The sequence below is a fragment of the Paenibacillus sp. B2(2019) genome (genome assembly GCF_008370385.1).
Lineage (GTDB): Bacteria > Bacillota > Bacilli > Paenibacillales > Paenibacillaceae > Paenibacillus_AQ.
This window is the reverse complement of sequence record NZ_VTZR01000021.1, coordinates 96,505-111,060: the sequence shown is the minus strand read 5'-3', so window position 1 is coordinate 111,060 and position 14,556 is coordinate 96,505. Positions and strand designations below refer to the sequence as shown.

Below are 14,556 nucleotides of genomic sequence, written 5' to 3'. Positions count from 1 at the left end.
TCAAACAACAAAAAAAGACGACAGATCAAATCTGCCGCCTCAACAATATGAATGATTTAATTTCACTATCAGATTTAGCGCTTATCGTTCCAAAAATTGTTAGGCTCCATATCTGAAGTAATAATATGAAACGCATAGCCTTCTTTCTTCAGCGCCTCTAGGATGCGTGGAAGAACTTTAAGTGTAGCCTTTTGATCATGCATTAGAATCACTGGGCTGCTCTTCTTCAGACTATGAACTTCTCTCATAACCGTATTATAGATGGAATTACTATCGTTCTTATATCTCCAATCCTCAGAGTCAACGTTCCAATCCCACAGATGGTACCCTTGAGTTAGTATCTTATCTCTATAAGCTTTTGTTAAATAAGGCTTACTACCATAAGGTGTACGAATCAGCGTTGTACTTTGACCTGTAATCTTCTTCAGAATTGCATTATCGTCATTCATCTCTTTCAACGCAGAAGCTGGAGAAGCATAAAATTTATCTTTCACATGTGTCATGCCGTGCAAAGCAGGTGCATGTCCATCTTTCACTAAGCGTTTCACTTGAGACGCGTGTGCGTTCATGTTATTTCCTAACATGAAGAAGGTTGCCTTCGCATCATACTTCGCCAAGATATCAAGTAGTTGAGAGGTTGTAGCGGATGGGCCATCATCAAAGCTAAGATATACAACTTTCCCCTTTGTTCCTGTAGTCCCTGTAGGTACATTTTGTTGCAAAGCCTTTTTATGTTGATTCACGAATGCAGCATCATCTAATTTAGCCCCGGAATTATACACTCTTAATAAAGATTGAGCTGGCTTAAACGAAATTGAAAATCCAAGATGAGAGGTCATCTTCACAGGAACCATCGTTCTACCATTTTCCACAAATGTTTTCAGCGGAATAGTCTTTCCATTAGGGAGAAGAGCCGTTGCGTGATCATTCAGCAGTTCGATGGAACCGTTGTTCCCTTGAACATGAATTCCAACACCCTGAAGGGTAAGATTCAGATTCAGTTCTCGGGACAAATCACGCAGTGAAACATAATATGTATCCTTTATCGACACTGCATCAATTTTAGTTAATTTATCGTTCACCCCTAATTTCAGGGATCCTGCCGCACCCGCTGCATTCACTGTATCTATCTCTCGTACCAAACCCGTACATACGAATAATACTATAAATAATAGCCACACTTTCTTTTTAAACATCTCAAAAAATCTCCCATCTCGTATATTTACCTATAACATTATCATAGATTAATAGATAGAAATTTGAGAGATTGTAACTTAATACAGAATAATTTGTTACCCTTTTTAAGGCTTGCAGATATTTCGACTAAATTCATCAAACACGGATTTCGGCCAAATCCTGTCACACCAACAAAAAATGGTTAAATTCCAATCCTTTTGCACAAAATAGATGTGTCCAAATTAGCAACTTTAGTAAATTATTGAACAAAGTTTGAACAGAAATAAATAACCTTTAAACAGCGTGGCTACAGTGATCTTTATCATATCATTAGGAACTTGTAACAAATTGATCACACATATTTAACTTGTTCGCCATTATTAAGGTCTATTATGGCTTAATTGGAAAAATAAGTCTTTTGCTTTCTTTCTCATTAGTTCTTACTATATATGAAGGTAATGATGAGGGTTAATTAATAGAAGTATTGAAGGAAGGAGCTTAAGCATGAACAAAAAGGGACCGTTATACGCTTTATTTCTCAGCCTAATTTTACTCTTGCCAGGATGCAGTTCAATCGCTGTTCTGAATCCGAAGGGGCCGGCTGCGAGAACTCTGTCTGACACGATCATCCTCTCCATTGTTATGATGCTCGGTGTTCTAGCAGTTGTCTACATCTTATATGTCTTTGTACTTTTGAAGTACCGCGCTAAGAAAAGTAATGAAGATTATATTCCTCCTCACGAGGAAGGAAACAAATGGTTGGAGGCCATCTGGATTACAATCCCGATTATTATCGTGGCATTCCTCTCCGTGGTCACTGTCAAAACGACAGTAGATGTAGAAAACGTTGCAGCGGATTATAAAGATCAGAAACCGCTTGTAATCTACGCTTCCTCCTCCAACTGGAAATGGCATTTCAGCTATCCTGAGGAAGGTATTGAAACCGTAAACTACGTGAACATTCCAGTTCACCGCGCTGTCGAGTTCAGATTGTACTCTTTCGGTACGATCTCAAGTCTCTGGATCCCTCAATTGGGAGGACAGAAATATGCGATGAGTGACATGCTTACCACTCTGCATCTTTCAGCGGATACTGTAGGTTCTTATACCGGAAGAAATGCGAACTTTAATGGTAAGGGTTTTGCCCACATGGAGTTCGAAGCCCTTGCGATGACTGATAAGGACTATCAAGAATGGGTAAAAGATGTTAAAGAAACAGCAGGTCCATTAACTGAAGACGAATTCAAAAATCTTTTGAAAATGGAATATGTCGGACGCAAAACATACACCAACACTCACTTATCCTTTAGCCCTCCTCCGGGAGAACATGGCGACCATATGAGTAATAATGGTAAAGAAATGGATATGGATAATGGAACTATGGAACATCAGGATAATAAAGAAATTCATCCGTCTCCTGCACCATCTAGCGAGACAGAATTTAACAGCGAACCTAATCCAGAACTGGATGAACAGAGCACTACACATGAAGGACATTAGTCCATGTTAATTGAGCAACTTGAAAGGAGCGTTTCCTAATGGATTGGGATAAATTTAAGGTCCATGGCGAACCCCTGATTTACGGGGCTATGGCAAGTATTGTTTTAGCTACAATCGGGATTATCGTCGGCCTAACCTATTTTAAAAAATGGGGATATTTATGGCGCGAATGGTTAACTACCGTTGACCACAAACGTATCGGGGTTATGTATATCCTTGCTGCGCTACTAATGCTTTTCCGCGGCGGCGTTGACGCTATTATGATGAAGCTGCAAACCGCAGCCCCAGACATGAAATTTCTTGACGCACAGCATTACAACGAGGTATTTACAACACACGGCTTGATCATGATCCTCTTTATGGCCATGCCGTTTATTATCGGTCTGATGAACGTTATCGTACCGCTACAAATCGGTGCCAGAGACGTTGCCTTCCCACGTCTTAACGCTGTCAGCTTCTGGCTCTTCTTCTTCGGAGCAATGCTGCTTAACATTTCGTTTGTTATCGGGGGATCACCAGATGCTGGTTGGTCTGCATACTTCCCACTAGCAAGTATAGAGTTCAGCCCAACGGTGGGTAACAACTACTACTCGCTCGCGCTACAAATATCTGGTATCGGTACACTCCTCACAGGCGTTAACTTTATTGTAACGATTCTGAAGATGCGTGCTCCTGGTATGAAGCTGATGAAAATGCCAATGTTTACATGGTCCGTGCTAATCACGAACGTAATTATCGTATTCGCTTTTCCAGTGCTTACGGTTGCGCTCGCTTTGATGATGTTCGACCGGTTATTCGGCTCTCAATTCTTCACGATGGCCAACGGCGGTATGGATATGTTATGGGCCAACCTTTTCTGGGTATGGGGACATCCAGAAGTATATATCGTTGTACTACCTGCCTTCGGTATTTATAGTGAAATTATCGCCACCTTCTCCAAAAAGAACCTGTATGGATATACCTCCATGGTCTTTAGTATGTTGATCATCTCCCTCTTGTCCTTCTTAGTATGGGCTCACCATTTCTATACAATGGGTCAAGGCGCTATGGTTAACAGCTTCTTCTCGATTACTACCATGGCCATTGCTGTTCCAACAGGTGTGAAAATATTTAACTGGCTATTCACCTTACGAAAAGGGCGAATATCATTTACGACGCCGATGCTATATTCGCTAGCCTTTATCCCGATCTTTACGATTGGCGGGGTAACAGGTGTCATGCTGGCCATGGCCAGCGCCGATTATCAGTACCATAATACAATGTTCCTGGTAGCACATTTCCACTACGTTCTCATTCCAGGTGCTGTATTCGCCGTTATCGCAGGTTTCCACTACTGGTTCCCTAAAGTATTCGGCTTCCGTTTGAACGAACGTCTTGGTAAACATGCCTTCTGGTGGATTATTATTTCCTTTAACGTATCGTTCTTCCCACTGTTCCTTCTTGGACTTAAGGGAATGACACGTCGACAATACACTTATTCTGCGGATACCGGATTTGGTCCGCTCAGTATGGTCTCGTTCATAGGGGCGATAGGTCTTACAGTCGGATTTGTAATTCTGGTGTATAACATCTACTGGAGTACACGTTATGAACCAAGAGATACAAATGGAGATCCATGGGATGCACGTACACTGGAGTGGGCAACGAAAAGTCCGATTCCAGCTTACAACTTCGCAGTGGTTCCAACCGTAAAAACACGCGATGCCTACTGGTTCTCTAAACAAGACAACGTACCTCTATACGAAGACAAGATTACTAAGATTCATATGCCTAGCAATTCAGGCAAACCATTTATTCTGGGTGTTATCTTCTTCATTGCAGGATTCTCTCTGGTATTCAGTCTCTGGATTCCAGCCATTCTCTCTGGAGTAGGTATCCTCATCGTTCTAGCTGCTATGTCCTTCGATCGGGATCATGGATTCTACATCCCTGCAGAAGAAGTTATTGCTACTGAAAAGAAATTGCGGGGTGAGACAATATGAAAATAGATGCGTCTAAGCCGCTTGAATACTCAACAGAAGAGAATAGTAATAAAATCTTTGGCTTCTGGGTCTTTCTAGGAGCAGAGATTGCACTGTTCGCTACGTTGTTCACTGTTTACTTTGTAATGGTAGACCGTTTTGCCAGCGGCCCTAGCGGGCCGGACCTTTTTGAAATTGGTCCCGTGATGATCGAAACATTACTGCTGTTGACAAGCTCATTTACGATCGGTCTTGCAGTTCATGCTATGCGGCATGGTTACCAGAAAGCTATGATGGTCTTTTTCGGACTAACCCTACTAATGGGTCTCGGCTTCCTTGGTATTGAAATCATGGAGTTTGTCACTTATGTTCACGAAGGGGCTACACTTCAAACCAGCGGATTCCTATCCAGTCTCTTTGTACTGCTGGGAACACACGGAGCTCACGTATCGTTCGGGTTCCTGTGGGGTGCGGCTATCTTAATCCAGTTGAAGCGTCAAGGTATTACTCCGGCTACGGCCAATAAATCCTTTATCTTCTCGCTGTACTGGCATTTCTTGGACGTTGTCTGGATCTTTATTTTCAGCTTCGTCTATCTGAAAGGACTGATGTAGCATGATGAAGCAACTGTTTCCAATTCGCCATGTGATGGGTTTCTTAGCCTCTCTTGTCCTTTCTGTGGCTGCACTTGCTGTAATCTACCTTGATCTATCTAATAGTGCGAACATGGCTATCCTGCTAATTACAGCGCTCATTCAGGCTTCCCTGCAGCTCTTCCTGTTCATGCATATTGGAGAATCAGCTGATACCAAGAAAGAACTCTACCTCAATATCGCCTATGCCTTATTCGTTGGCTTAGTTACGATCTTTGGTACGCTCTTCATCTTCGTATGGGGCTGGTATGCTTAACTCCATTCAATAACACACAAAAGGACGTCTCCAAAGCCTAAATGGCTCTGGGACGTCCTTTTTTTCATTTCGCATTATAATTTAAATCGTGCTAAAGTCTTCTGCAGATCTTCCGCCAACACCGCTAAATACTGAGCTGATGCGGACATTTCCTCCATAGCAGACAGTTGCTGCTGACTAGCTGCGCTAGTGTCCTGAACACCCACTGCCCCTTTATTGGATATTGCATTGACCTGTTCCATTGCTGCCGCTACACCTTGTGACTCTAAGGAGACATGCGCAACCGCCTCTCTAATCTCTTCCGTCTGCAGCGTAGCTTCTTTAATAGAACTTTGAATCTCATGAAACGCTTGAGATACGAGCTGACTTTGAGCTACGCCGTTAGAGACTAGCTCAGAGCCGAAAGCCATTGATTCTACTGCTCTTTCAGTTTGCTTTTGAATATGCGTAATAATATCCGTTACTTTCAGTGAACTGTTTCGCGTCGCTTCTGCAAGACCCCGAATTTCTCCGGCAACTACAGCAAAGCCACGTCCATGTTCTCCAGCTCTCGCTGCTTCGATAGAAGCATTAAGCGCCAGCAGGTTCGTCTGTGTTGCAATTCCGTTAATCGTAGTAATAATTGTATTTATATCCTGAGACAGCTGCCCAAGGTTACTAATAATCTCTTGGCTCTGAGTTACGCCGGAGTCGATTTCCTTCATCTGTTCAATGATGTTATCTACGGCGATTACCCCTTGATCTGTTGAACCAGAAGCGACTCCCATAAGGTCGGACATTTCAAAACTGCTACTTTCTACGGCCGAAATATTATTGGCCATAGCTTGTATAGACTGAGAGGTACGATTAATACTTTCCGTCTGTTCATCAAACCCCGCTGCAATCTCTCCTGAAGATTCGGCGATCATTTGCGAAGCCAGCGAGGTCTGCTCAGCACTAGCGCTCATCTCTTGTGATGAGGCTGACAACAATTCTGCACTCTCCGCAATGCCTTGCATCATCTTCCTTAAGCTCTCCAGCATATTGTTAAACGAGCTATTAATTTGGCCGATTTCATCCTTGGCGGTATACGTTGCTATCACGGTTAAATCCCCATTTTCCGCCCGCTTCATTAAACCTTGCAGTTCCTTAAGAGGTTTCGTAATCAGTCGAATGATTGCAACACTAAGCACGATACAAATGATCCAAGAGAACGTCATCAACACTATACTTTTAGTCTTCATGCTCTTAGCGGTAGCCGTAGACTCTGAATTATGATCTCCAGCTCCCTTTAGCAGCGAATCGCTTATTCCTTTAAGCATATTGATCATTTTCTCACGAGAATTACTAAACTCACCTGTGAATACTTGAAAGGCCTCTTGACTACCTTTGCTATCCGCAATCTGAATAATATTATCTCTTTGTGCACGATAGTCTGTTAAGGAGGACTCATATTCCTTTATTTTATTCACTACCGTACTATCATTGTACTGGATGGTCTTCAACTTGTTAAAAAGATTATTATTTTCCTGAACTTTCTCCGTAATGCTCTCTTTCAGTTGTTTGTTCTTGTTTACATCAACGCTCATCAAGCGCTCCAAGAGAAAAGCTTCAATGGCCCGATTGTTTGTACGCATTTGTCCCACGTAAGAAACAGGCAACAAGTTTTCATTATACGTCTCTGTTGTTTTTTGGGCCATTTTGTCCATGGTGATAAAGCCAGTTACCCCCACAATGTTCAACATGACTACAGAAAATACCAATAGAATCCCAATTTTGAATTTCACTTTCATATTCTTCATCTGCACTCCGCCTTCACATGATCTTACTAACTATCTATTTTTATCGGTAAGAAAGGCGAATAGTGTGATGATTTTTAAATAAAATCATGAATAAAATGTCGAAAAAAAGATTCTATTGTCAAATAATGCAACGAACGAAAACAAAAACGGACACTCGATCCGCTAATACTCCGAATCGTAGTGTCCGCCTAACGAATAATCAATCGTACTTATTCACCCGATGAATAGTACCAATATAATATATCACCGTTCTCTAAAATGTAGCTGTCCGCGCTGATACTTGGATCAGCATCTCTATTCGTCTTATACTTCCATCCACTTCTAGGTCCGCCATCAAATTCGGACAAACCATCTATAGATTTCACGTATTTACTTCCAGCGTTTCCGGATGATACTACCTTATCGCCCAATTGACTAATCAATAAGCTATAAGCCGTTTCACCTTCTTTTAGCGATACTGTTGTACTGTTCAGAATCGTACCCTTCTTGTTATCCCCAACGACTGAAAGGGTAGCCGTAGCTTTAACAGGAGCAATAACATCTGAAGCAATGTTTAGTGACTGAGTATAACGCGCCACACTAGGCACACTATCTTTAGCATATCCGGTAACAATGATCGTATAGGTATTCGCTGGTAGACCTTGGTCAAATGCAGCTACACCCTTAGCATTTGTGATCGCCTTCTGATCACCGATCAAGACCTGCACGCCAGCGGCTGGAGAAGTCACTGGATCGGAAGTAAAGGTATCCTTATTCCACACCCATATTTTCTGAGAAACTGTTACTGTGAAAGCTTCACCCGGTTTCGGTTGTGCAGAGGATACAACCGCAGTATCAACAACCTGTGTGGTTTCTCCGGCATAATATACAAGAACACGGTCCGATTCCTGTAATTCAAAAGCGTCCATACCCACGCTTGGATAGATCCATTCACCGCTACGCCATACTACGAAGCTCCACCAGCCATCATAAAGGCCTTGAGTAACTCCATGAATGCCCGATACAAAATTACCATACGACGATTTCGTGATATCTACTTTAAAATCATTGGATAACCCCAATTGCTGCAAAGCTTCAAGCGCATTGGAAGCCTTTAAAGTCCCCTCACCGATCAGTCCTTGAGGACCCTCAACGGTAAGTGAAGCCATTACATTCTTAGGAATTACCTTTAGATCTTGAGTATATTTAGCTATCGATGGCGCTTTTCCTTCACGATAGCCTGTTACAGTCAGCTTGTAATCACCTGCTGGAACATCCCCTGAGAATAGCGCCTCGCCTTTAGCATTTGTTGTTACGATGCGATTTCCAATTTGGACCTGAACGCCAGATGCTTTGGCAGTTACCGGGGAGGATGTATTCGTTACAGCGTCCCATTTCCATGTCTTACTAGTCAATACTACAGTAAAAGAATCTCCCTCTTTAAGGTTTGCTTTGGACACCGTTACCGAATCTACAAGTTTAGTATCATCTCCAGCATAATAAACCAAGACCTGATCTGAATCTTTAAGCGCAAAATCACTCATTCCAACATCAGGGTTGATCCATTGAGAGTTACGGGATACGGCATACATCCATCCGTCATAGCCGCCGTAGCTTCCGGCGGGAATGTTTCCAATTCCTGTGACATATGCACCGGAAGGATTCGTGATCGGCAAGTTCGTCTGAAGAGCCAATTTCTCTAATGCACCAAGCACGTTGCTAGCATATCCATATCCCTGTGCTAAAGTACTCTTAGGACCCTCTACAGTAACAGGTGCATAGATTAAGGCATTCTGAACGGATGACTTAGAAAAATCGTATAACTTACTGTTACTGCCTTTATAGAGTAGATTGTAGGCTACAAGCGCCTGAAGGCCTTGCTCAGTAGCTAGAATATTACTGCTTCCGCCACGGCTATGTGCGAAGCTTCCGTCAGCTAGACGGTAGCTCAGCAGGTTACCGATCAGATTCACTTTATTCTTGGTATATTCTAATCCACTTGGATCTACACCGAAGGATGTGAGACCTAGAATAGCTTGTGCAGCACTCTCAGCACTATCTCCGTAACCTCCATGACTATCCTGAGCATTAGAGAGCCAAGATACGGCTTGTAGCCCTGCTGTGTAAGCTTCTGGATTACGTTTATGTGCCGCTAGAGCGGTCAAAGCTATCGCTGTCATATCTGGCTCACTAGCGCCTGTCGTTAAGGCAAAGCCGCCATCTTGATTTTGCTTGGAGAGAATCTCAGCAATGAGCTTATCCGTTGTCCATTTCGCGTTATATGGAATGTTATATCTACCAGAGTCCAGTGCGAGCAAAGCATATACTGGATTATTAAGTGTCTGTCCACTGATTTTGTCATGATTATAGATCTTCTCTATTAAGTTATAGCCAGGTGTTGTTCCGCTTCCAGCAAAGTTGGTAGGATCAGCACCTACCGCTCTTACTGCGAGTACGATTCTCGCATAATCCGTTACGTTCGCGAAATTCCCCTCTGCATCTTTCACCTTTTTCTCAAGAGCAAGACGGTAACCTGCTGGCAGTTTGTATCCCGCTTGAGCCAGCCCAATCGCTTGCCAATCCGACTGCACGCCACCCTTTAGAATAAATTCTGCAGCTGTATAGGTCGCTTCCGCAACATTAATCCGCTCCGCCTGAGCAGCTGCATCGCTAGGTTCATCTAGTCCGGTGCTAACACCTGCCTCTGCGAAGATGGTTCCTGCCGGAGCAAGGGATGTTCCTAAAATTGAAATGACCATGAATATGGCCAGTCCAAGTACAAAAAACTTGGAGGTGACTATTTTCTTCATTGTTCAACCTCTTTCTATAAAGGAATGGTTACTACATAAAATAAGAGCACACAACATAAAGACCGCCCCTAGAAAGGGCGGTATAACCTTATTTTCATAATCATATCTATTAATACATAGCATGTCTATAGAAAAGCTTTGTATGAGTAACAAAAAAAGAACAGCAGAACCAAACCTTTCGGCATCGTCCTGCTGATCAGAAATTCCTTTATTCAGCTGTTCCTTCCGGACTTGCAGTTGGAGAAGGTTCAGCACTTGAGTTAACACCCAGTGTATCCTTTGGAGCGGGATCTACAATCAATGTAAATCTTCCCGCCTTGATCATACTTTTCTCTACAATGGTCGCTCCCGGTTCTAAGGTAACCTCCACCTGATAGGATGGCTGTCCCCCTTCTGTGACAGCTGTCGCGGATGGATCAACTGTGTTATTCTCCGCATCAGATGAAGGCGTTGGAGACGGTGTGGCATCGGCTCCTGCGTTAGCAGCGTCCTCACCTTCAGCCGTTTCAGAAGTAGTGCCTGTGGCATCCGCTGACGGAACTGGACAAGTTCCATGGCTAGCAGCGACTTTAAAGCTCTTATCCACCACATTGGATGAAGTCATCAGACTAATCTCCGGCGGATTAAATTGCACACAATCATCAGCTTTGGCAAACGTGAACACCAATATGCTGCTCCCCTTATCTCCTTCGACGCTCTGATCCTTCAAGTATACTGAAGCCGGAGGCAGCTCATTGCCTGCACTCTGAACGGGTGTCGGCTCAGGGCTTGTCCCCGGCAGAGCCGTCTTTGGATCATCCGGACGCAGCATACTGAATACGATAATTGCGATAATCACCAGAATGCCCGTAATGGAACCGGAGATCAGGAGTCGAAATCGACTGCGGCTGATCCAGCGCGCCAGCGGGGAAGCGAGCTGGGAGCGAGCTTCATTGTACACATTTTGAAGAGCAGGCCGTGCTGTAGCAACATAGCTTTTACGGAACTCACGATTCTTGAAGGCTTCGCGGTCACTGCTCTGGAAATACTTCAGAATCGCCCGGCGGTAACCCGGATAAAGCTTTTTATTCGATATCGTAAATAAAGAATTTCCTTGAGACCATGCAAAGAATCGATAGATAACATCCTTATCGGTACCGGCTTTATGCTTTACTAATTCCAAGAGTGCGTCATAATCCAGTGGACCACCCTCGCGCTGACTGGTGTAGTAGAAAGCTAGAGGCAGACGTTCAAAAGGCTCTAGCACTCGAGCTTCCTTCAGTAAACGGCGACCGAGCAACTGTACATCGTCCAGTTCCTTTGGAGATAAGCCTGCAAAAATCTCTTCATTCGGCTTCTCTTCACCAAACCAGCGATAAGCAGCGCGGAGTGCATTTTCTTTCTGCTTGCTAATTCTATCTAGTGGCGGCTGCCAATCCACGACATTGCCATAACGTAAGAAAACAACCTCCAGTAAGTCCTCCTGCGTCATTTCAGTAAGGGATAGCCGGTTCAGCAAGAATCTGTCTGCAGATGCTGCCAGATCCTGCATGAGCGAGAGTACTTTAGGAGATACGCCTGTCCCTCTACGTCGATCTTTCTCCGCTTTATCTACAGTGCCATGAATTTCCGCCACCGCAGCAACCGGATCAGTCTCCAGTTGTAGCTTTTCTAGCAAGTAATCCCTTACTGCATCCTGAGCAAAAGGTTGCTCTAACGCAGCCGGTAGAAAACGGCCCCAATGGAGTACAAAATTCAGAATGTCCACAGATTTAGATGCAGCAACTAGTCTTGATTCCATATAAGGCTCTAATAGCTGCTTACGGAAATACGATTCAGACATTACCCGTTGAAAAAAAGTAGCACTTAGCTCATCATTACTCTCAATGATACCGTAAGCTGCATTGAGAACATCTTTGCGTCCCGCTTCCACGCTATGAAGCATACCATTAATGAAATAATCAACAATTCTGACTTTGTAATTATGATCCTTCAGCACAAAATAATCCTTAAAGCACTCCATAATTGCAGGATCCGGGACATTCCTTTGCCGGACTAAATCAAATTCTCTGTCGAACCGCTCCAAGAAAATATCATTCAGTCGGATTCTGGAATGAATCGCACCCTCCGCTTTAAGATAAGAGAGCAAACCACTCAGCACCGCGCTCTTGTTCTCTGTATATAAGTGCTCATTCCCCTGCTCAATCTCATAAAATACGGCTAACTCATTATAGAGAGCGAGCGATAGTTTATGCTCAGAACTTTCTCCACGCAGGATCTGATCGGCAAAACTTACGAAATCGTCGAGATCCCCTGGATTCAGAAGTAAAAGCTTCCAAACCAGATCAGCATACGGCTGACGGGACTCGCCAAAATCTACATTCCCCATCCGACCTGAAACCAAATCGAATGTGAAGTCCTTCTCGATGCTGCGATCACCGGGACGGAGCGAGCCTTTTTCCACAAAGCTAAGATGAATATATTTACGGCTTTGCGGTTCATTCGCATACGTAATCACGCCTAATCTGCGGCGGAATTCATACGGCAGCACGCTATATAAAATCTCTGTAAGCTCCACCGCACGTGCGGACAGCTCCGTGATCGGTACATTTAGAGCGATATAGATTTTTTTCTTACCTGCCACAGAGAGCATCACCGCTTGCAGCAATGCCTTAAATATCCTTTCATCAATCCCTAACAAGCGTAATCCCGCTATAGGATCAGGTCGGCGATCCGTACGTATAACTGGAATAGCCGACAGCTCCGGCAAGGTTCCGCCCAGCTCTCCTTCATAAATTTTTGCGAAATCAGCATGCAGAAAGTCCCCGTAGCTCTGAATAATCTCCTCTGAACGTGAGGCCGGAACTACAAAGTTATGTGCAAAAAAGGCGCTCCGCTGGCCCGTAAAATCCGTCGCTTGATAACGACTCGTCCCAAGAACCGTGTCGCCATTCTCTGCATGGAACAGGTGCAGCGCACTAGGATATAGAGTCTCATCCTTCTCCCCACGCGCGGCCAGCTCTGCTGGAGCATCGTAAAGACAGAAGGGATGCAGTGTTTTTTTGATAAAATTATTGTCCAGACTGTCCGATTTCGCTACTGTATCAAAACCTTCAGTGGAACGAAATAATCCCCGGCGTTCGCGGGTATACATTTGTTGGGCGATCTTAGACCCTGAGAAAACATTCACGGGCCGTCGCTCCCCTCAATATACTTCAGCTTATGCAGCAGCCAAATAAACGGCTCGTCTACACGAATCGGGCTTACTACACCCTCAATCTTCTGATTCACAGGATTACTGCCCAACGCAGATACCGCAAAATAGCCCGTATTCGAGAAGTACACATCCATCGTATCTTTAAAAGGTCTGTCCACCTTACCAATAAATCTGCGGATTTCTCCGTCGATGTTATGGAATTCATCCATATTCAATGTTTTGCGATGGACATAGTTATTGAACACATTACTGTTGGACTTGATGTAATCGCCATCCTCATCCTTCAGCGAATGCAGCATATCACTTTTCGCAAGAACGACTGCTGTTGGAATGTCAGTTTTGCTCTTTTCCTGATAGGCGATAAAATCACCGAACATCGTCAGCACAACATCACGTGGCTCGTCATATTGCGAAACCCATTCCCCCGGACGATCGCCAATGTTAATATGAATCTTCTCACGGATTGAACGGATTTGCAGCGGATCAACCATAAACAGAATGCCGGCAGAGTTCTTGATATGCTGACCGTGCAGTCCCAGATAATCTTGATCCACCATGCCCTCACCCGCTACATCGAAGAACACGAGCGTCAATGGCGGCTTCTCTTCATCCTTAAAGACGAATTGAAAAATAAACGGCTCCTGCATTTTCTCCTTCTGTGTGGAAGCTAGCAGATCCCCGCGTTCAAACAGCGGTTCTTCATAGAGCGTACGGAACTTACGGCTAATCTCTGCATTGAGCGGCATACAAGCGGCATCGAAATGACCTGCTGTCGTATGCTGCAAGGTATGAATCAGCGCGGTCATGTATACCGACTTCCCGACTTGGGAGGCTCCGATAATCGAGATAATGTTACTTGGAACCTTACCTGCAGTCACAGGCAGCTCGTTATGGCAGGATGGACATAGCCGTCTGCGTGTAAGTACTCCATAACGATCCGTAAGCCCTGTTAACACATGATCGGTATAATGATGGTATTCTTCCGGAATATCCGCCGGATTAATGATTGCTTCTATGTCATCCACCGTATCGAGCCCAAAGCGCTCACGGTATTTATTCAAGGCATCATCCTCGCCCAGCGCGTAATTCTCATCGTCCTCTCGGCTATGCATAGCCCGAAAGACCACATCCTCCGGAGAGAACTTAGTGAAGCAATACGGACACACAATATCATAAAAAAGCGGCCTTGGCTCCGGCTGATTCTTTTTCATAAAACGGCTAAAAAAAGACATCTACTCATCCTC

At 44.1% G+C, this 14,556-nt stretch carries 9 protein-coding genes; 4 read left to right on the top strand and 5 right to left on the bottom strand.

The window, feature by feature from the left end; translation table 11 throughout:
* Positions 1-74 precede the first annotated feature (74 nt).
* On the bottom strand, positions 75-1,196 hold the full coding sequence (locus PAENI_RS19655; RefSeq protein WP_262495659.1) for a polysaccharide deacetylase family protein: 1,122 nt from the start codon (positions 1,194-1,196) through the stop codon (positions 75-77).
* A 484-nt stretch (positions 1,197-1,680) separates the two neighbouring features.
* Between PAENI_RS19655 and qoxA the strand changes: the two genes are divergently transcribed.
* From qoxA to qoxD, 4 genes are read left to right on the top strand one after another with little or no spacing between them, the layout of a single operon-like run.
* Positions 1,681-2,676 carry a cytochrome aa3 quinol oxidase subunit II gene (gene qoxA / locus PAENI_RS19650; protein WP_076283870.1) on the top strand — a complete coding sequence of 332 codons (996 nt, stop codon included), beginning with the start codon at positions 1,681-1,683 and terminating at the stop codon, positions 2,674-2,676.
* Between the two features lie 38 nt (positions 2,677-2,714).
* Positions 2,715-4,658, top strand: a complete 1,944-nt coding sequence (gene qoxB / locus PAENI_RS19645; RefSeq protein WP_042185110.1) for a cytochrome aa3 quinol oxidase subunit I — start codon at positions 2,715-2,717, stop codon at positions 4,656-4,658.
* Positions 4,655-5,251 carry a cytochrome aa3 quinol oxidase subunit III gene (qoxC, locus tag PAENI_RS19640; protein ID WP_076283869.1) on the top strand — a complete coding sequence of 199 codons (597 nt, stop codon included), beginning with the start codon at positions 4,655-4,657 and terminating at the stop codon, positions 5,249-5,251. Before qoxB ends, qoxC begins: the two co-directional genes overlap by 4 nt.
* A 1-nt stretch (position 5,252) precedes the next feature.
* Positions 5,253-5,546: a cytochrome aa3 quinol oxidase subunit IV gene (qoxD, locus tag PAENI_RS19635; RefSeq protein ID WP_179085737.1), complete on the top strand. Its 294-nt coding sequence runs from the start codon at positions 5,253-5,255 to the stop codon at positions 5,544-5,546.
* 74 nt (positions 5,547-5,620) lie between these two features.
* Here the strand turns inward: qoxD and PAENI_RS19630 are convergent, their stop codons facing one another.
* The 4 genes from PAENI_RS19630 to PAENI_RS19615 all read right to left on the bottom strand — a co-directional run bounded on the left by PAENI_RS19630 (position 5,621) and on the right by PAENI_RS19615 (position 14,544).
* The gene (locus PAENI_RS19630) at positions 5,621-7,327 is read right to left on the bottom strand and encodes a methyl-accepting chemotaxis protein (RefSeq protein WP_149646442.1); all 1,707 of its coding nucleotides are present in this window, start codon (positions 7,325-7,327) and stop codon (positions 5,621-5,623) included.
* 209 nt (positions 7,328-7,536) lie between these two features.
* Positions 7,537-10,116 carry a DUF4430 domain-containing protein gene (locus tag PAENI_RS19625; RefSeq protein ID WP_149646441.1) on the bottom strand — a complete coding sequence of 860 codons (2,580 nt, stop codon included), beginning with the start codon at positions 10,114-10,116 and terminating at the stop codon, positions 7,537-7,539.
* Between the two features lie 208 nt (positions 10,117-10,324).
* Positions 10,325-13,285 carry a GAP1-N2 domain-containing protein gene (locus PAENI_RS19620; RefSeq protein ID WP_149646440.1) on the bottom strand — a complete coding sequence of 987 codons (2,961 nt, stop codon included), beginning with the start codon at positions 13,283-13,285 and terminating at the stop codon, positions 10,325-10,327.
* Positions 13,282-14,544 carry a TRAFAC clade GTPase domain-containing protein gene (locus PAENI_RS19615; RefSeq protein ID WP_042124368.1) on the bottom strand — a complete coding sequence of 421 codons (1,263 nt, stop codon included), beginning with the start codon at positions 14,542-14,544 and terminating at the stop codon, positions 13,282-13,284. The genes PAENI_RS19620 and PAENI_RS19615 overlap by 4 nt, the downstream gene beginning before the upstream one ends.
* Positions 14,545-14,556: the final 12 nt, after the last annotated feature.